Source organism: Actinacidiphila rubida, assembly GCF_900110255.1.
Taxonomy (GTDB): Bacteria; Actinomycetota; Actinomycetes; order Streptomycetales; family Streptomycetaceae; genus Actinacidiphila; species Actinacidiphila rubida.
The window spans coordinates 1-17,754 of record NZ_FODD01000013.1; the positions used below are offsets into that span (position 1 = coordinate 1).

A 17,754-nucleotide genomic window follows, 5' to 3' on the forward strand; every position below is an offset into this window, starting at 1 on the left:
ACCGAGCCAGGAGATCAGGTAGTTGATCGTGTCGGTCGACCAGAACCCGCCGTTGATCCAGCCCGGGGCGGCCCACGCCAGCCCGTAGAGCTTGATCGACGGATTGCGGGCCTCGGCCTGCTCGGCGAGCCAGAACTCGTACCCGGCGTCGCAGTTGACCTGGCCGCGGGTGTGCTCGACCGAAGGCTCGGAGCCGTCGGTGGAGTTGGCGTCGCCGCCGATCTCCAGCTTCAGCATCTGCAGGTTCGCGCCGTACCCCGGCTTGAACAGGTAGTCCAGGATCTGCGACTGCTGGGCCGCCGGATAGTCGCGCAGCAAACGGGAGTTGCCCCCGCCGCCACTGATCGCACCGATCCCGTCGAACGTGCGGCCGCCCTGCGTTCCGTCCACGACCACGGAGGTGTCCTGGGCCGCCTGTGCCGGCGCGCCGCTGACCGCCAGCAGGGCCGCGAGCAGCGCGAGGATCCACATCGGGGCGAGTCTTCGGACCGCGAGGATTGTCCTGGGCATGCGCGGGCCACCCTTCGTTCGCTCGGGAAAGACGGGCGTCAGTGTGGCCTCGTGTTTGATTCCGGGTCAATGGGCGCGCAGGAGTCACATGATTGAACAGAATTGAAAGCCGACACGGAGGGAGGTATCCCTCCAGAGTCGCGTCCGTGCCCGCGAGAGCGCGCCAGGGACGCCTGCGCGAAGCCTTGACATCGTTGTCCTGAGCGACTGTCATGTGACCCGTTTCGTTTGGATGCGTGCGAAGTTGTTGATCCAGGGCGAGGGGACACCGATGGGACGACGATGGCAACGGGCCCGGCGGGCGGTCGCCGGGGTGGCCGTGGCGGCTCTGGCGAGCGGCGGGCTGGCCGTCGCGGCCGCGGCACCGTCCGCCGCCGAGCAGGGTGCCGCGAGCGGCTGGACGGTCGCGGGGCCCGGCGGTTCCGCGCTGAGCGCCGAACTCGGCCTGGACGCCGACGGCGACCTGCGGCTGGCGGTGGACCGGGGCGGCGCACCGGTGCTGCTGCCGGGCCGGCTCGGGATCCGCACCGACCAGCACGACCTGACGACGGGTCTGCGTTTCACCGGCCGCACGGACCGCACGGTCCACGAGTCGTACCGGATGACCACGGGCAAGCGGCTCCAGCGTTCGGCCACGATGCGCGAGGCCACGCTCACCTTCACCGGCGCCGACGGCGCCCGCCTCGGCGTGGTCGTGCGGGTCTCCACCGACGGCGTCGCCTACCGCTACCAGCTCGACGGCCCCGGCCAGGTGACGGTCGAACAGGAGGCCTCGACGTTCGAGGTGCCGACGGACGCGAAGGCGTGGGTGCAGCCGTACCAGCCGAGTTACGAGACCGAGAGGACCGAGACCACCGCGGGCGCGGCCAACGAGGCGAAGCCCGCCACCTGCGACGGCGACACCTGCTCGTTCGGCTACCCGACGCTCTTCGCCGTCGGCGGCACCTACGTGCTGCTGACCGAGGCCGACGTCGACGGCCGGTACTCCGGCAGCCACCTCGACCACCAGGCCGGCAGTTCGTCGTACCACGTGGCCCTGGCCGACGGCGCCGCGGTCACCGCGCCGGGACCGCTGGCGACCCCGTGGCGCACCGCGATCGTGGGCGGCCTGGACACCGTCGTCGGGTCGACCCTCGTGGACGACCTGGCGCCCCCGTCGCAGGTCAAGGACACGTCCTGGATCCGTCCGGGCGTCGACGACTGGTCGTGGCTGAGCGACGGCAACAGCCCCGGGAACGTCGACCGGCAGAAGGACTTCGTCGACTACGCGGCCGCGCACGGCCTGGAGTACACGCTCGTCGACGCCGGATGGCAGGCGAGCTGGGTGCCGGAGCTGGTCCGCTACGCGCGGGCCCGCGGCGTCGACGTGCTGCTGTGGTTCGACTGGAACGACCTCAGGACCCAGGCGCAGCGCGACGCGTGGCTGCCGAAGGTCAAGGCCTGGGGTGTCGCGGGCGTCAAGGTCGACTACATGTACTCCGACTCGCAGTCGACGTTCCAGTGGTACGACGCGATCCTCAAGGACACCGCGAAGCTGAAGCTCATGATCGACTTCCACGGCGCGACGATTCCGCGCGGCCTGCAGCGCACGTGGCCGCAGGTGATGAGCGTGGAGGCGGTGCGCGGCGAGGAGAACGGGCAGAACCCGACCCGCGACATCTTCCTGGCCTTCACGCGCAACGTCGTCGGGTCGATGGACTACACCCCGACCTGGTTCTCCCGTCCCGGCCGCCAGGACACGGCGGCGCGTGAACTGGCCCTGCCCGTGGTCTTCGAGTCGGGCTGGACGAGCCTGGGCGACAAGCCCGAGGGCTTCGCCACCCAGCCCGTCGCCGAGGACTACCTCGACCAGCTCCCCACGACCTGGGACGAGACCCGTCTGGTGTCCGGCGGCCCGGAGCAGCAGGCGGCCGGCGACCGGCAGGTCGTCATGGCCCGGCGCAGCGGCGACCGCTGGTTCCTCGGCGGCATCCTGGCCGGCACCGGCGACACCATGAAGGCACCGCTGGGCTTCCTGGGCAAGGGCCCGTGGCTGCTGGAGACGGTCGAGGACACGCCCGGCGCCGACGGCGGCGGCCAACTCCGGCGCACCGTGCGGACCGTGACCTCCGCCGACACCCTGACCGTCGCGGCCGCGGACAACGGCGGCTTCGCCGCCCTCGCCTGCCCGGCCCTCAAGGGCCGCACCGACTGCGACGAGAAGGTCGTCACCGCGCCCGCCACGACGCTCACCCTCGATCCGTCGAGCGCCACCGCCGCCCCGGGAACGAGCGTGGCCGTCGACGCGCGGTTCACACTGCCGCAGGGCGACGCGCTGCACCTGGTGCACATGACGGTGGACCGCGGCCGGCTCCCCGCGGGCTGGTCCGCGTCCGGCCCGGACGTGACCGCGGGTTCGCTGCCCGCCGGGAAGGTGCTCGACGGCCACTGGACGGTGACGGTCGGCAAGGACCAGCCGGGCGGCACCGTGGAGGTGCCCGTCTGGGCGGAGTACGCCAACCCCGCGGGGAAGGGCGCCCCGCCGGTCCACGTCGAGCAGGTCGTCACGGTGGCGATCCCGCTGCACGGCACCGTCTACGCCAGCGACCAGCCGTTCCTCACCGAGACCAACGGCTGGGGACCGGTCGAGCGCGACCGCTCCAACGGCGAGACCGGCGCGCAGGACGGCGGCCCGCTGACCATCGACGGCACGGTGTACGCGAAGGGTCTGGGCATGAACGCCGACGCCCGGGTGGACATCGACGTCCAGGGCCGCTGTACGCGTTTCGAGGCCCGGGTCGGGGTGGACGACGAGGTCGCCGGACAGGGCAGCGTCACCTTCACGGTGCTCGGCGACGGACGGCAGCTGGCCGCGAGCGACGTGGTACGCGGAGGGCAGCCCGCCGTCGAGCTCACCGCCGACGTGACGGGCGTCCACACCCTCGCCCTGGTCGTCGGTGACGGCGGCGACGGGAAGAACTTCGACCACGCGGACTGGGGACTGGCCCAGCTCAGCTGCGCCGACTGACACCGGCAGGCACGGGCAGGCACCGTCTGACACCCGCGACACGGCCGGGCCCTCCTTCGTGGAGGGTCCGGCCGTGCCGCGTGCGACCGTGCGGGCGCTCGCCCGAACTGGCGTGCGTCAAGGGGCGGTTCGAGGGCAGCAGAACGGTGAGGGCGCACGGGGCGCCCGACCGGAGCGCCGGCCAGCCGCCGGCCGCGTCAAGGAGGCACGAACATGCTGGCAGCCGTAGGCGCCGTCATCCTGGCCATCGCCTATCTCCTCAACGTCACGAGCACGCACACCGACGCGGCGTTCACGCCGTTCAGCCTGCTGGTCGCGGGTGCGTTCTTCGTGGCGCTGCATCTGGCGGGCTTCGGCGTCCCGAGGTCCACCAACGGCAGACGCCGGTGGCGCCGCTGAGGCGCCGCGCTCGGGGTCACCGCGCCGGCCGGCGCGCCCGGGGATCCCGGGGCGGCGGCAGGCGCCCGGTCTCCGGCGCGCACGCGGCGGACGCGTCCGGCAGCGAACGGCCGGGGTACGACGCCGCCGGCGCCGGACCGTATCCGCCGGAGCCCGAGGCCGCCCCCGAACGCCCGGGGCGTGGCCCCGGGCTTCTGCGCGTCTCGCGCAGGCGCTGCAACCGGGCGGTGAGCAGGCGGATCACCTGCGTCCGGTCCTGGTGCGCGCACTCGTAGCGCACGAGGTCCTCGAGGTCGTCCTCGCCGAGCGTCCCCAGGCGGCTCTCCACGCCGCGCAGTGTCATGTGGTCGTAGTCGTCGATGGGCGGCCGGCCGACGCCGGCCGGATGCTGTGCGTCCGTGTCTTCCCTCACCACTCTCACTTCCACGCCCGCACCTGCCCGACGGACCTTTGACCAAACATGCGCGCCGGAGGAAGTCGGCGGGCGCCGTGCGGGGTGTGGCGTGGCGGCCCGGACGGCCGCCCGGCCGCGCGGCGCCGTCTGTCGCGGACCCGCCGGACACGACCGCCCGCGCCGCCGAACGGCCGCGCAGGGAGCGGCAGTCCGGCCCTCGCCGCCGCCCCGTCGCCCTCAGCCCCGACGCGGCGCGAACGGGGCGCGGCGCCCGCTCAGACCGTCCGGCGGGCGCGCTGGGCGGCCTCCTTGCGCCGCCGCTCGGTGGGGGCGTCGGTGATGTCGAGGAAGACGTGGTCAGCGGTCGGCCAGCGGTTCTCGACGGCCTGCCTGATACGCAGGCTGACCTCCTCGACGTGCTCGCTGTCCATGCCGCCGACGAGATCGATCCTCGCGGCGACCAGCGTGGACTCGGTCCCGAGTCGCAGGGTCAGCAGTTCCTCGACGGTGTCGATCTCCGGCTGCCGGGCGAGCATGTCCTCGATCTCGGCGCGCAGGGACGGGTCCGCGGCCGCGCCGATCAGCTGGCGGTGCGCGGTGCGTCCGAGCCCGAAGGCGACGCCCATCAGCAGCACTCCGATCGCGATCGACGCGGCGGCCTCACCCGCGCCGCTGCCGGTGGCCAGGTGCAGCACCATGCCGATCGCGGCGAGGACCACACCGACCACCGCGGTGCCGTCCTCGGCGATCACCGTCCGCAGCGCCGGGTCGCGCACCCGGTGCGGCCCGGCGCCTTCCGCCTGCACGCGGCGTGCCTGGCGCAACGCCTTCGCCAGCGAAGCGCCCTCGGCGACGCCCGCGACCAGCAGCACGGCCAGACCGACGACGTAGCCGGTATGCGTCTCGTGCTCGGTGCCGTGCAGCGCGCGCACGCCCTGGTAGAAGGAGAAGCAGCCGCCGAGCACGAAGATCCCGACGGCCGCGAGCAGCGCCCAGAAGTAGCGCTCCATGCCGTAGCCGAACGGGTGCTCGCTGTCGGGAGCGCGGCGGCTGCGGCGCAGCGAGGTCAGCAGGAACACCTCGTTGAGGCTGTCGGCCACCGAGTGGGCGGCCTCCGACAGCAGGGCCGGTGAGCCCGCGAAGAGGCCGGCGGCCGTCTTGGCCACCGCGATCACCAGATTGGCCCCGAGCGCGGCGAGCACGGAGTCGCGGGTGCCCCGGTCCCGGCCGCGCGCGGGCGGCACCGGTTCACGGTCCTTCATGTCCGTCCCCTCCCTGACCGGGCGTGCCGCCCGGGGTGTCTCCCGTTCCGGTGAAGACGTCGACGAGCGCGATGACCAGGGCGAGGGCGGCCAGGGCCGTGGACGTGATGAGACCGGCCTGGAAGCCGCCGGACCAGTCGCCGTGCCCGCCGCCGGCCTTGGAGAAGAAAACCGATCCGACCGCCGCGATGCCCGCCGCCGATCCGATGCGCTGGGCGGTCTGCAGGACACCGCCCGCGCTGCCGGCGCGGGCCACCGGCACCTCGCTGAGCGTGATCGTCTGGTTGGGTGCGATGACCAGGCCGCTGCCGAGCCCGGCGAACAGCAAGGGTCCCGCGGTCACCAGGCCGATCGAGCGCGTGGTGTCCAGGTGCACGGCGAGCACGGTGCCCAGCAGCCCGATCACCACCATGACCAGGCCCCCGGCCACCAGCGGCCGCCCGATGCGGGTCACCACGCGGCCACCGACCGCGGCCGCCACGCCCGACCCCACCGCGAAGGGCATGATCGACAGACCCGCTTCCAGCGCGGAGTAGTGCATGCCGTTCTGCAGGTAGAGCGTCAGCACGAAGAAGATCGAGGTGAAGCCGGCGAAATACAGCAGCGACAGCAGCGTGCCGAGGCCGTAGGACCGCTGGCGGAACAGCTTCAGGTTCACCAGCGGCTCACGCCGCCGCCCGTAGTGCCGCTCCCACGCCGCGAACCCGGCCAGCAGCGCGGCGGCCGGGACGAGCAGCAGCCACTTGCCCGCGCCGCGCCACTGCTGCTCCTGGACGAACGGCAGCAGGAGCACGACGGTCCCGGCGCCGAGCAGGGCCACACCGACCGGGTCGAGGTCGCTGCGCCCGGCCGCGGCGCCGCCCTCGCGCGGCGGCGGCCCGGGCAGCAGCCGCCGGGCCAGCGGCAGCACCGCGAGACCGATCGGCAGGTTGACGTAGAACACCCAGCGCCAGCCCTCGTGCGGGCCGAACGCCTGGATCAGCAGGCCGCCGAGCAGCGGCCCGATCGCGGTGGACACCCCGATGGTGGCGCCCAGCAGCCCGAAGGCCCGTCCTCGCTCGGCGCCGCGGAACATCTGCTGGATGAAGCCCGACACCTGGGGCACGAGCAACCCGCCCGCCACGCCCTGGAGCAGGCGCGCCGCGACCAGCCACGCCTCGTTCTGGGCGGCTCCTGCGAGGGCGCTGGCGACGGTGAACAGCACCAGGCCCGCGATGAACACCGCGCGGCGTCCGCGCACGTCCCCCAGCCGTCCCGCAGGCACGAGGACCAGGCCGAACGCCAGCGCGTAGCCGGACAGCACCCACTGCAGCCCGCTCTGCGAGGCCCCGATCCCGGTCCGGATGGACGGCAACGCCACGTTGACGATGCTCACGTCCAGCAGCGTCATGAAGCCGGCGGTGAGGCACACCGCCAGCGCGGGCCAGCGCCGCGCCTCGCCGGGCTCCCCCTGCGACGCCTGATGCCCGCTGGGTGCCGGGGTGCGTGTCGAGGCCACGGGCTGCCTCCTCCTCGAAGAGTTCCCTGATGGGACGGGCCGCTCCTGCGCGCGTACCCGGCGGGTGGCGCCTGACTCACCTCCGGGGCGATCGGCCGGCGCGGAGCGCCCGGCGGCCCGCGCCGGCGCACGGGGCCGGGCGGATGCGGTTTCCCCGGCCCGGCCCCGGGCAGCCGTAGGGGATCCGACTGCCACGGGCGAGCCGCCCGGCGGCCCGCCTCAGCGGTGCGAGCAGTGTGCGAGAGGCATGACCATGGCAGCGAACGACCTCAAAGGCCGCAGTGTCCTGACGATCGTCACCAACTACGGCGTCGAGCAGGACGAACTCCTCGTCCCCGTCGGCCACTTGCGCGACAACGGCGCCACCGTCGACGTCGCCGCGGTCGACAGCGAGCCCGTGCGGACCCTGGTCGACGACCGGGACCCGGGCAAGACGGTACGGCCGGACACCACCCTGGCCGACGCCGACCCCACGCCGTACGACCTGCTGCTCATCCCCGGCGGCGCGCTGAACGCCGACGCCCTGCGGCAGGACGACAGGGCCGTGGCAGACGTCCGGGCGTTCGTCGAGACCGAGCGTCCCGTCGCCGCGATCTGCCACGGCCCGTGGACCCTGATCGACGCGGGCGCCGTGCGCGGCAAGACGCTCACCTCCTACCCGTCCCTGCGCACGGACATCCTCAACGCGGGAGGCGCGTGGGTGGACCAGTCGGTGGTCAGCGACGACACCGGCGGCTGGACGCTGATCACCTCCCGCACGCCGAAGGACCTCGACGACTTCCTGCGCGAGACGGAACGGGCGCTCATCACGTCGCCCTGACGCGGGTGCCGCGCTCGCGTGCGGCGCTGGGCCGAGGCGCGGGCCGGCATCCCTGCCCTCACGGACGTCACGGTGTCACGGGCATCACGGGCATCACGGGTGTCACGGGCGTCACGGGCCTCACGGGCCTCACGCGGGCGGCGGCGTACGCGGCAGGCGCAATGCGAGGAGCGCGACGTCGTCGTGGGAGTCCGCGGCCAGGCTCTCCAGGAGCTCGTCGCACATCCTGTCCACGCCGTAGCGGCTGAGGGCCGCGGCGCGCTGACGCAGCCGGGTCAGCCCGTGGTCCAGGCTCTCGCCGCGGCGCTCGACCAGCCCGTCGGTGTAGAGCAGCAGGGTGGACCGGGCCGGCAGGTCGGTCTCGGCACCCTCACGCTCGTCGTCCGCGTCGACGCCCAGCATCATGCCGTGACCGCCCTGCAGGTAGCGGGTCTCCCCGTCGAACGTGACGAGCAGCGGCGGGGGATGGCCCGCCGCCGACCAGATCAGCCGGTACGGTCCGCCCACCGGCCCCTTGACCAGCGCGTACACGCAGGTCGCGGTTCGCAGGCCGTAGAGGACGGTGATGGCCAGGTCGAGGCGCCGCAGGATCCGGGCCGGCGGTTCCATCCGGTCGCAGGCGATCCCCCGCAGCATGTTCCGGACCTGCGCCATCGTCACGGTCGCCTGCAGGTCATGGCCTGTGATGTCGCCGATGATCAGCGCGGTGTCGCCGTCCGGCAGCACGAAGCAGTCGTACCAGTCGCCGCCGACCTGCGCGGTGTCGGCCGCGGGGACGTAGCGGGCGGTGATCTGCAGCCCCTCCACCAAGGGCAGGTCGGGCAGCAGGGAGCGCTGGAGGCGCTCGGCGATGTGCTGCGTCTCCGCGTGCAGGCGACCGTTGTCCACGGCGAGGGCGATCCGGTGCGCCAGGTCCTCGACGAGGGCCAGGTCCGGCTCCTCCAGCGGGGGGCGGTCGGCCCCGCGGACCGCGGTCAGCGCGCCCAGCACCCGGCCGCGGACCCGCAACGGTGCCACGATCAGCGTGTGGCCGCCCAGCTGCTCGAACAGCTTCAGGTTCACGGCGTGGAACGAATCGGCGGCCTCCTCCACCCGGGGGACGTCGGCCTCCGTCAGCAGCGCGGTACCGGCGCCGCGCAGGACACGCGACAGGGGGCCGGTCGGCTCGACCGGCAGCGGCGGCATCGTGCCGGCCAGGTCGGACACGTCCACCTCGGGATCGCGGTGGACGACGCAGACCCGCTCGACCCGGCCGTCCGGGTCCATCAGGTCCGCGACACACCAGTCGGCCAGCGCCGGTACGAGCACGCGGCTCACCCGCTGCAGCCCCTCGACCGCGTCCAGCGTGCTCGACAGCACCACCGCGGCCTCGTTCAGCAGCGTCAGCCGCCTCAGCGCAGCCTGAACGGCGACGTCGGCCTCGCCGCGATCCACCAGACCACCTCCCACCACCGGCCCGTCGCGCCCCGTTCCGCCACGCACCGGCCGAGGGCGCACCGGACACCCAGGAGCAGCGGGACTCAGACCCTCCCCACCACCTTTGCACTGTTCAGCCCCTCCGGCGCGACCACACCCCGCCGCGCCCGCCCCCTGCCGGACCTCACCCCCCGCCCCCCGTACCCGCACGCCATCGGTTCGCCCCCACCCCACGATCCCAACCGCCCCCAGCCCCCGCTCCCCTGGCGCCCGAACCCGCCAAGTCCGCCGTCGCGCCGTCGGCTTGGGGGTCAGGGTGTGGCGATGGTGTCAGAGGGGTGTGCCAGAGTCTGCGCATGCTCGAGATCGTGGTGGAGACGGAGAACCGGGAGCGGCACGTCCGCGTGTCCGGTGAAGTGCTGGCCGGGCTGGTGCAGCGGATCGGTGGCGACCATGACCGGTTCCTGGTGCTCCAGCGGATCCCGGACCTGCCCCACGTGTTCGCCCAGGTCTGGCATGTGGCCGGCGGTGACTACACGCTGGAGTACCGCGACGGCGACCCGGGCCGCCACTTCCAGGCAACGGCCGACGGACCCGCTGCTGTGATCGCGGCCCTCTCCCGCTGGGCCGGGGCGGAGACGAGCTGGCACGCGGGCATGGACTGGTCGCTGATGGACATGGACCCCGCTCCCGAGGTGCCTCCGCTGGACCTCGATGCGACCGAACGCGAGGAGTTGGAGCAGCGGGTCCGCGAAGTGCTGGTCGGCGGTTACGCCTCTCGCGCCGAGCTGACGGAGATCGCCGAGGAATATCTGGTCACCAAGGACCGCCGGCCCGTCTCGCGCGAGCAGGCGGGAGCCCTGGCCGACAGGTTGTGGCTGGCGCGGGTGGCGGAACAGGCCACGTGGCAGGGCGAGACCGACCCCGAACGGCTCACGCGCGCGTTCAGTGCCCTGAGCGTGTCCGGTATCACGGCTCGGGAGAACTTCGCGTGCTGCCGCAGCTGCGGTCAGTCCGAGATCGGCGGCGAGTCCGAGCCGGGCGCCCGTGGCTTCGTCTACTTCCACACCCAGTGCACGGACTCCGCCGCGGCCGGCCACGGGCTGACGCTGCTCTACGGGGGCTTCGACGGATCGTCGGAGACCACCCTGGCCGTCGGGCACGAGGTCGTGACCGCCCTCGAAGCGGCCGGCCTCCGTACCGAATGGGATCGGGACCCGTCCAGCGCCATCAACGTCACCCCGCTCGACTGGCGCCGCCGCCTCGTCGGCTAGCCCGGAAACGACCCGGCCCGTGCGCCCCGGCCTCCCCGCCGGTGGGCGGAGGGCCGGGGTCAGGCGGGTCGGCGGGTCAGTGGGGGGTGCGGTCGGAGGTGGGGGGCTGGGCGTAGGGCTGGGCGGTGACCTCCAGGTCGGCGGGGTCCGGGGCGGCGGATCGGGGGCAGGAGATGGTGACCGTGCGCTGCTCGCCGGGGAACAGCCAGAGGTAGTTCTCGGAGTACTCGGCCGGCAGGACACGGCGCCCGGCGTGGTGGCCGCGCAGCGACAGGCGCACCATCGGCGCGACGGAGGTGCCGGCGTTGCGGACGGTGACGGTGACCGTCAGGCGGTCGGCCCCGGTGGTGACGCGGCCACGCGTCACGCGCACCGCCGCCCCGGAGAGGCTGTTGAGCGCCTTGAGGTCGGCGGGCTGGTCGACCTGCCAGTACGTGTTCTCCGACAGCGGCGAACCGTCCGCACCGGTCAGCCGGAGACGGACCAGCCGGACCGAACCGCTCGCGCCGGCCGCCGCGACCGTGAACGCCGGAGCCGTCGCGGACGCGGCGATGTCGACGCTCTGACGCTGCGGCGCCGCCAGCCTGCGGCCAGACAGGTCCAGCACCTCGGCGGTGACGACCGCGCCCTTCACCGCGTCCGCGGTGTGGTTGACGGCCAGCACGTCCCAACTGCGCGGATCCGCCTGCACGTGATGCGCCTCGCACCCGCTGCGAGCCCCGTAGTAGCTGCCGTTGACGTCGAGGTCGTAGTCGTAGGTCTGCCAGACGGTGCTGTGCCATGCGGGGTTGGACATCCACAGCAGCAGACCGCTGGCGTCCTTCCAGAGGTTGGCGTTCCACGCCTCGAACATGGCGCGCATGGACTCGTAGTTGACGAACTGGGCCTTGGCGGCGAAGTCCTCCAGCGACGAGGACTCCCCCAGCCGCTCGTCGATGGCCGCCTTGTAGTTCTGCGGGTACTGGTTCCCCTTGGTCGACCAGTCGTGGTAGTTCCACACAGTGCTGATCGGCCAGCCGTCCTCGTCGCCGACGAGGTTCTGCATGCTCTCGGCGACCGACACCGTCGGGATGCCGATCTCCGTGTGGAAGCCGAACGTGCCGGCCCCGTACGTCTGCGCGGAGTAGTACTGCTTCGGGTCGATCCACGCGTACGGCCCGCCGCCGCCGACCACGCCGGCCGCGGAGTTGCTGACGTAGCGGACACCCGGGTGCTCGGCAGCGACCGCGTTCGCCGTGCCCTGGTCGATCTCCCCGGACGGCGTGCCCTCGTTGGCACCGCACCAGACGGCGATGCACGGGTGCGAGCGGTAGCGGAGGATCGTGTCCCGCACCTGATCCAGGTACAGCGCGTGGTTCGGCGGGTCCAGGAACCACGCGTTCCAGAAGTCGTTCCACACCAGCAGCCCGTTCTCGTCGCAACGGGCGAAGAACTCCTCGCGGTTGCTGCTGCCGATCCAGTTGCGGATCATCGTGAAGTTCATGTCGCGGTGCATGCCGACGACCGCCTCCATGCGGCCGCCACCCATGCGGCGCAGCAGCTCGTCCCAACCCCAGTTCCCGCCACGGCACATGACCCTCACGCCGTTGACGCTGATCTGCAGCTGGTGCGGCCGGTTGTCGACGGCGAGCGCGTCCGTCCAGGTACTGCCGTCGTCGGAGACCTGCACGGTGAACGTCAGCGCGTACGCCGTCTCCCACACCAGCGTGAGCCGGTCGAAGGACCGCGACTGGCCCAGGTCGACCTGGATCCACTGGTTGTCGGTGTAGTTCGACGACCAGCGGGTCTGCGGGTCGCCGTCGACCGCGTTGCCGGGCGTGTCGGAGCCGTTGTCGTTGGACGACGCGGTGGCCGCGCCGTGCAGGGCGAAGTCGGTGCCCGGATCGGCGCTGTCGACGACCGACAGCGTCCACAGCGAGATGCCGAAGCCGGTGGCGCGCTTGCCGCCCTGGATGCGGACGTAACGGGCCTGCTGCGCCGGGATGTCCACGGTCTGCTCGACGTGGTTGGCACCGGGCTCGAAGGTGATCGGGTTCTCCGACGCGTACGCCATCTCCCGCAGGCCGACACGCACCGTCCGGCTGTCGCTCGTGGTGCCGCCGACAGCGGCGGACACCTGGAGGTCGTGCAGCGTCGGCTCACCGTAGCCGTTGGGCCACCACAGCTGCGGGTTCCTCAGGCGCAGCGCCGGGAAGTCGGCGGGCGCGAACACCGCGTCGACGCTCTGCCCGGCGCCCACCTGCACGTCCTTGCGGACCCTGACACCGTTCAGCCGGGCCTCGACCGTCACCGTGCGGGCGGCCGCCGCGGCGTTGCGCACCGGCACGGTGACCGTCACCTCGGCGATCGACCGGTCGGGCGAGCCGGGCAGCACGGTGTCCACCCGGACGTCCCCGAGAACGGCGTCCCCGGTCGCCCGCAGCCGCACATGGTTCCAGATGCCCATCACGCGGTCGCGCACGGCGGGCATCCAGTCCCACCCCGAAACGGCCAGCAGATTGGGGCTGTTGCGCATCATGATGGCGGAGCCCGCGTCGGCGTACGAACTGCCGTCGGCCCCCTTGTCGCCCGGGTTGCCGGGGAACAGCATCGGGTCGATCCGCACGGCGAGCACGTGCTCGGCGCCGCCGGCCTTCGCGCCGGACAGCTGTGCCGTGACGTCGAGGGCGGCGCGGGCGGTCGGGTGCGCCAGATCGCCGGCCTTGGAACCGTCGAGCCAGATCTCCGCCTGGTGGTTGATGCCGTCCAGCTCCAGCCACACACGGGTCCGGCCGTGGCCGCCGAAGCCGTCTGGCAGCCGGAACGTCCTGCGGTACCACCACGAGTTACGGCTCAGCGCCTCGGGGACCTCCAGGTTGCCGAAGCCGCTCACCGGGTCGGGCAGGTGCCCCTCGGCGACCAGCGACGCCAGGATCGTGCCCGGCACCTCCGCGCGCAGCCAGCGCGACGTGTCCACGCCCGAGGCCGAGAGACGAGCGCCGTCCGTGCTGCCGGCGAACTCGTCGAGCGTCAGGTTCCAGCCGGACTCGACGGGCACGGTGCCGTCACCGGCGACCTGCAGCGGCGGCACCGGCCGGCCGCCACTGGTCCACTCCGTCCACCCCTCGGCGCCCGGCCGGTGGCCCAGCGCGGTCCCGATGACCTGGAACGAGTTCAGGCCGAGCGGGTTGGGGTTGGACAGTGCGGTGCCGACCATGCGGATCCACCGGGTGGTCACCGGTGTGTCGAGCACCACCTCCACCGAGCCGCCCGTGCCCGTCGTCCCCTCCTGGACCGGCGTCCAGCTCTTCCCGTCCTGCGACGCCTCGATCCTGAACGACGTCGCGTAACTGGACAGCACCTCCCAACCGGTCGTGCCGTTGCGGGGGTTGACGTCGTCGGCCGGCTTGTACACGGCGTCGCCCTCGGCGGCCTCGAAGACCAGCACGACGGACGTCACCCGGCACGGCCCCTGCAGGTCCACCGCGACCCATTGCGGCCCGTCGGTGTCCGCCGCCCGCCACCCGCTCCCCTTCGGCCCGGACTGCGCCATGCGGTCCGTGACGAAGCTGCCCGGTACGGGCCCGTACGCGGTGGACGAGACCGTCACCGGCCGGTAAAGCGCGAGGTCGCCCCCGGCGGATCCCCCGCCGGCCGGCCCGCCTCCCGCCGGCACCGGCGCGGCCGCGGCCGCCTGGTCGGCGAACACGCCCGCCAGGCTGACGCTCGCGAGCACGGCGGCGCCCGAACGCAGCATGCCGCGGCGCGAAAGGCCGCCGGACGCTCGGCGGTTGTCCTCGCTGGTGTCGTCGGACATCAGGGCTCCTTGGTCGTGATCAGCACGGCGGATCGCTGGTGCGCGCAGAAATGACAACGTTGACTGACAACGTTGTCTGACTGAGCGCGCACCATGCTGGTTCGCTCGCCGCTCGGCGTCAAGAGGTCTGCCCCGACGTCCGTTTCACCCCGTCCGCCGGTCCGTCTCCTCCGGACCCGGGTCCCGGCGCCGCCCCACATCTCGTCCACCTGCGCTCGCCGTTGTTCCGCGACGTCGCCAACCGGGCTCCCCGCGGAGGGCGTTGACGATGGCGTAGGCACGGGGATGGCGCCTGTGGCGGGTGTCGCCGCCCGCCTCAACTCATGGGAGACGTGGCTGCTTTCGCGTGCGGACGCGGATGGGCGCGGGTGGACACGTGCGGGCGCGGGTGGACCGAGATGCGCGCCGCCCCGCACGGTTCGGCAACCGGGCAGTTCCGCGTGAGGGCGGGCGGCGCGGCGAGAGGGGAGTTCCCCGGGGCGGCGCTACCGTGTTGAGCGTGACGGGAATCGACGCCGACCGGCGATGGTCCGAGTCCATGCCGGTGGCCTACGAGCAGTATCTGGTGCCGGTGGTCTTCCGGCCGTTCGCCGAGGACCTGGCGGCCCGGGCGGCGACACTCCGCCCCGAGCGGATCCTCGAACTCGCGGCAGGAACAGGTGTGTTGACCTCGCACCTCCTCGCGGCGGCACCGTCGGCCGCGGTGACGGCCACCGATCTCAACGAGGCCATGGTCGTGTTCGGGTCGGCCCGCGCCCCGGAAGCCGAATGGCGGCAGGCGAACGCGCAGCGGCTGCCGTTCCCGGACGGCAGCTTCGACCTGGTGGTCTGCCAGTTCGGCGTGATGTTCTTCCCGAACCGGGTCGCGACCTACGCGGAGATCCGCCGGGTGCTCGCTCCGGGGGGACGGTTCCTGTTCAACACCTGGGGGCCGCTCAGCGCGCACTCTTTCGGAGCGGCCGTACAGGCCGGCCTTGAACGGGCCTTTCCCTCCGACCCGCCGCGGTTCCTCCCGGCGATCCCCCACGGCTACTCCGACCCCGCCCTCGTGACCGCCGACCTGGCCGCCGCCGGCTTCGCCGTCGAGGAGGACCGGGAACTCGCACTGGAGGGCCGGGCCGCGTCAACCGCCGACGTCGCCACCGGCTTCCTCACCGGCACTCCGGTGTCCGCCGCGATCCACGAACGCGGCGACAGCCCGGGCGTTCGGGCCACCGTCATCGAGGAGATGACCGCCCGCCTGGGCCCGGGCCCCGTCACCGCCCCGATGACGGCCTACGTCTTCCTCGCCGCGGCTACCCCTGCTTGACGCCGGGGTCCAACCAGGCCTCGGCATGCACGGACCTCGATCGGGCCGGCCGGCCCGACGGTCCAGCCGGGCCGTGTCGGCCCCGGCCGACAGCCCTCCATGGGGCGGCTCGACATTTCCGATCGTCCGTTCGGATCACAGGGCCTACCGCTGTCGTACGGATGTCGTCGGCCTGGCACAGACCCCACCGGGCCACGGACCGCCGGAGCCACTTCCGACGACCGATCTCCGCCCCTCCACCGCATAGGGCACAAAACAGTGCTGGAGTTCTAGACTTCAGGCTCGTTGATGACGAACCAGGACTGGTCGGGGTATGGGCCGTACGGATAAATATTGATCGGGTCTACTATCGTGGAGGCTCCGGGAACAGACATGGCCCAGCCTTGCACGGTAGCCAAGTCTTCGGCCGTCGGGTTGTAAAGCCAGAGCTGCGTGTTCACATTCCCGTTCGCCGCATTCGTGCCGCAATACTGAAGCGTAAGCTGAGCGGTGCTTCCGGGCGCGTACGTCACACACAAGGTGTTGTCTTGCTGAGGCTGAAAATAGAACCAACCCTGATGACTGTCCGAGGTTTCCTGATTCCAATACTGGTCCGGGTAGTACCCGCAATCGTATTGGTTGACCAACGCTCCGGCTTTGATCTTGTCACCGGGCACGGACATGCAGAGGTTGGAGTGCTTGTTCCACACTGTAACCAGCTGGCGGGTCGAGGCAGAAGCGCTGGCCGTGCTTGTACAGAGCGCGACGGATGCCAGGAAGCCCACCGCGAGGACGTACCACCGGCGGTTCCTCATCCGTGGAGTGAGCGCTGTTGACATACAGATCCCTTCGCTGATGCGACTGCCAGATGCAGGCGCGGCGGATCGCCAGTTGCGCTTGAAGCCGAGCGAGAGGCCCTGACGCAGGGCAGGGAAATCGTCCGCCGAAGCCCGACTGGAACGGTTGATCTCGACCTTGCATGACGTTCGGTCACGTCAACTGGCGGGCCGTTGAGCAAGATCGAGGCTAAGGGCTACCGTCCTGGGTTCGGCCTTGATCCGTCCTAGAGCAGTCCATGTACCAGTAGCACCTCACGACGCCCCTACCCTCTGCTCGATGACGAGTACGCGGTGGGCTACCGTCTTTGACTCCCCCTCGGCCAAGTCGGCTTCCAATTTTTGGTAGGCGTGCGCGGTCGGGGATGTCCCAGATCAGGAGGGCGCGTTCGTGTGTGCCGCGGATGACCCGGGTGGTCTTGGCGATGTTGTGCGTGACGAGCAGCCGTAGCGCCAGAGCCGACCGATGGTGTTCGGACTTCCCAGGCGGCCCGTCGAACATCGCCGTGGTGACGCCGACGAGGTGCATGGCCGGCGCCTGTCGCTCGGTCGGCAACCGACGCTCACGACACTGGGGTGAAGTACTTCCAGTGCCCCTCGGAGACGACTTCCACGGTTCCGGCGACCACCTTGATGGCGGTGTCATCGTCGATCGCGTAGGCCGGAGCGGCGATCCCGGCCGCCCACCGCTCCGCGGCGGCCATGGTGTTCTCCGGCAGGTCCGGGTGATCCAGGTGCGGGAAAATCGAGAAGTCGACTGTCCCGAGCGCGCGGTCGTCACCGGTGAGCGGCTTCCCGTCGAGGAACTCCGCACCGACGCGCGGGGTCAACACCAGGCTCCCGGCGCTGAATCCCAAGTAGACCAGTTCCGGCAGGGACGGCAGGAGATCCGCCAGCCCGGACGTCCGCATCCAGTGGTTCAGGTACATGACGTCGCCGCCGTTCACCAGAAGGACGTCAGCCTCCCGAACCCACTGGACCCAACGTTCCTGGTCGATACTGGGCAGCGCGGTGAGCTCCAGGACTCCTACGGACCTCCAGCCCAGATCGGCCCCCCGGATGAAGCGCCACGGCCCGACCGGCCCGAACGAACTCCCGTAACCGGCAGTGGGGATACAGAGGGCACTGGACTCGGCGATCGGCTTGCCCAGAAGGTCGACCAGCGCACCCTCGATGCTCGGATTGCTGATCCCGGCCGAAGTCAGAAGCAGCCGCACGTTCCACCCCCTGAACAGGCGACACAGTGAACGCCGT

General features: G+C 71.9%; 12 protein-coding genes and 1 pseudogene. 5 read left to right on the forward strand and 8 right to left on the reverse strand.

The window, feature by feature from the left end:
- Nucleotides 1-510 (reverse strand): annotated as a pseudogene (locus BMW99_RS14540) (galactosylceramidase); the annotation flags it as partial.
- Nucleotides 511-781: 271 nt separating this feature from the next.
- Here BMW99_RS14540 and BMW99_RS14545 point away from each other — a divergent pair.
- Complete coding sequence (locus tag BMW99_RS14545; RefSeq protein ID WP_069465101.1) at nucleotides 782-3,517, forward strand: glycoside hydrolase family 97 catalytic domain-containing protein; 2,736 nt, start codon at nucleotides 782-784, stop codon at nucleotides 3,515-3,517.
- A 213-nt stretch (nucleotides 3,518-3,730) separates the two neighbouring features.
- Nucleotides 3,731-3,916, forward strand: a complete 186-nt coding sequence (locus tag BMW99_RS14550; protein WP_069465100.1) for a hypothetical protein — start codon at nucleotides 3,731-3,733, stop codon at nucleotides 3,914-3,916.
- A gap of 16 nt (nucleotides 3,917-3,932) precedes the next feature.
- On the opposite strand, the gene BMW99_RS14555 is transcribed toward BMW99_RS14550, so the two are convergent.
- The 3 genes from BMW99_RS14555 to BMW99_RS14565 all read right to left on the reverse strand — a co-directional run bounded on the left by BMW99_RS14555 (nucleotide 3,933) and on the right by BMW99_RS14565 (nucleotide 6,962).
- Complete coding sequence (locus tag BMW99_RS14555; protein WP_069465099.1) at nucleotides 3,933-4,328, reverse strand: hypothetical protein; 396 nt, start codon at nucleotides 4,326-4,328, stop codon at nucleotides 3,933-3,935.
- A 257-nt stretch (nucleotides 4,329-4,585) separates the two neighbouring features.
- Nucleotides 4,586-5,572 carry a cation diffusion facilitator family transporter gene (locus tag BMW99_RS14560; protein ID WP_069465098.1) on the reverse strand — a complete coding sequence of 329 codons (987 nt, stop codon included), beginning with the start codon at nucleotides 5,570-5,572 and terminating at the stop codon, nucleotides 4,586-4,588.
- On the reverse strand, nucleotides 5,559-6,962 hold the full coding sequence (locus BMW99_RS14565) for an MFS transporter (RefSeq protein WP_407640294.1): 1,404 nt from the start codon (nucleotides 6,960-6,962) through the stop codon (nucleotides 5,559-5,561). The genes BMW99_RS14560 and BMW99_RS14565 overlap by 14 nt, the downstream gene beginning before the upstream one ends.
- 361 nt (nucleotides 6,963-7,323) lie before the next feature.
- On the opposite strand from BMW99_RS14565, the gene BMW99_RS14570 reads away from it, so the two are divergent.
- Nucleotides 7,324-7,890, forward strand: a complete 567-nt coding sequence (locus BMW99_RS14570; protein WP_069467383.1) for a type 1 glutamine amidotransferase domain-containing protein — start codon at nucleotides 7,324-7,326, stop codon at nucleotides 7,888-7,890.
- Between the two features lie 129 nt (nucleotides 7,891-8,019).
- On the opposite strand, the gene BMW99_RS14575 is transcribed toward BMW99_RS14570, so the two are convergent.
- A complete protein-coding gene (locus BMW99_RS14575) occupies nucleotides 8,020-9,324 on the reverse strand; it encodes a PP2C family protein-serine/threonine phosphatase (protein ID WP_075016919.1) in 1,305 nt (434 codons plus the stop codon).
- Between the two features lie 338 nt (nucleotides 9,325-9,662).
- On the opposite strand from BMW99_RS14575, the gene BMW99_RS14580 reads away from it, so the two are divergent.
- Nucleotides 9,663-10,580, forward strand: coding sequence for a DUF6891 domain-containing protein (locus tag BMW99_RS14580; RefSeq protein ID WP_075016920.1), 918 nt, complete (start codon nucleotides 9,663-9,665; stop codon nucleotides 10,578-10,580).
- A gap of 76 nt (nucleotides 10,581-10,656) precedes the next feature.
- Here BMW99_RS14580 and BMW99_RS14585 read toward each other — a convergent pair whose 3' ends face one another.
- Nucleotides 10,657-14,376: a discoidin domain-containing protein gene (locus BMW99_RS14585; protein ID WP_075016921.1), complete on the reverse strand. Its 3,720-nt coding sequence runs from the start codon at nucleotides 14,374-14,376 to the stop codon at nucleotides 10,657-10,659.
- Between the two features lie 538 nt (nucleotides 14,377-14,914).
- Between BMW99_RS14585 and BMW99_RS14590 the strand changes: the two genes are divergently transcribed.
- On the forward strand, nucleotides 14,915-15,685 hold the full coding sequence (locus BMW99_RS14590; RefSeq protein ID WP_069464992.1) for a class I SAM-dependent methyltransferase: 771 nt from the start codon (nucleotides 14,915-14,917) through the stop codon (nucleotides 15,683-15,685).
- Between the two features lie 269 nt (nucleotides 15,686-15,954).
- Here the strand turns inward: BMW99_RS14590 and BMW99_RS14595 are convergent, their stop codons facing one another.
- A complete protein-coding gene (locus tag BMW99_RS14595; RefSeq protein WP_176735610.1) occupies nucleotides 15,955-16,449 on the reverse strand; it encodes an RICIN domain-containing protein in 495 nt (164 codons plus the stop codon).
- A 614-nt stretch (nucleotides 16,450-17,063) separates the two neighbouring features.
- Nucleotides 17,064-17,717 carry a Type 1 glutamine amidotransferase-like domain-containing protein gene (locus tag BMW99_RS14600; protein ID WP_069465681.1) on the reverse strand — a complete coding sequence of 218 codons (654 nt, stop codon included), beginning with the start codon at nucleotides 17,715-17,717 and terminating at the stop codon, nucleotides 17,064-17,066.
- Nucleotides 17,718-17,754 lie beyond the last annotated feature (37 nt).

Excerpts from the sequence above, each read along its gene's own strand:
- BMW99_RS14590 (WP_069464992.1), top strand. The coding sequence starts at position 14,915 with ATGCCGGTGGCCTACGAGCAGTATCTGGTGCCGGTGGTCTTCCGGCCG.
- BMW99_RS14580 (WP_075016920.1), top strand. The coding sequence starts at position 9,663 with ATGCTCGAGATCGTGGTGGAGACGGAGAACCGGGAGCGGCACGTCCGC.
- BMW99_RS14585 (WP_075016921.1), bottom strand. The coding sequence starts at position 14,376 with ATGTCCGACGACACCAGCGAGGACAACCGCCGAGCGTCCGGCGGCCTT.
- BMW99_RS14550 (WP_069465100.1), top strand. The coding sequence starts at position 3,731 with ATGCTGGCAGCCGTAGGCGCCGTCATCCTGGCCATCGCCTATCTCCTC.
- BMW99_RS14570 (WP_069467383.1), top strand. The coding sequence starts at position 7,324 with ATGGCAGCGAACGACCTCAAAGGCCGCAGTGTCCTGACGATCGTCACC.
- BMW99_RS14560 (WP_069465098.1), bottom strand. The coding sequence starts at position 5,572 with ATGAAGGACCGTGAACCGGTGCCGCCCGCGCGCGGCCGGGACCGGGGC.
- BMW99_RS14545 (WP_069465101.1), top strand. The coding sequence starts at position 782 with ATGGGACGACGATGGCAACGGGCCCGGCGGGCGGTCGCCGGGGTGGCC.
- BMW99_RS14565 (WP_407640294.1), bottom strand. The coding sequence starts at position 6,962 with ATGACGCTGCTGGACGTGAGCATCGTCAACGTGGCGTTGCCGTCCATC.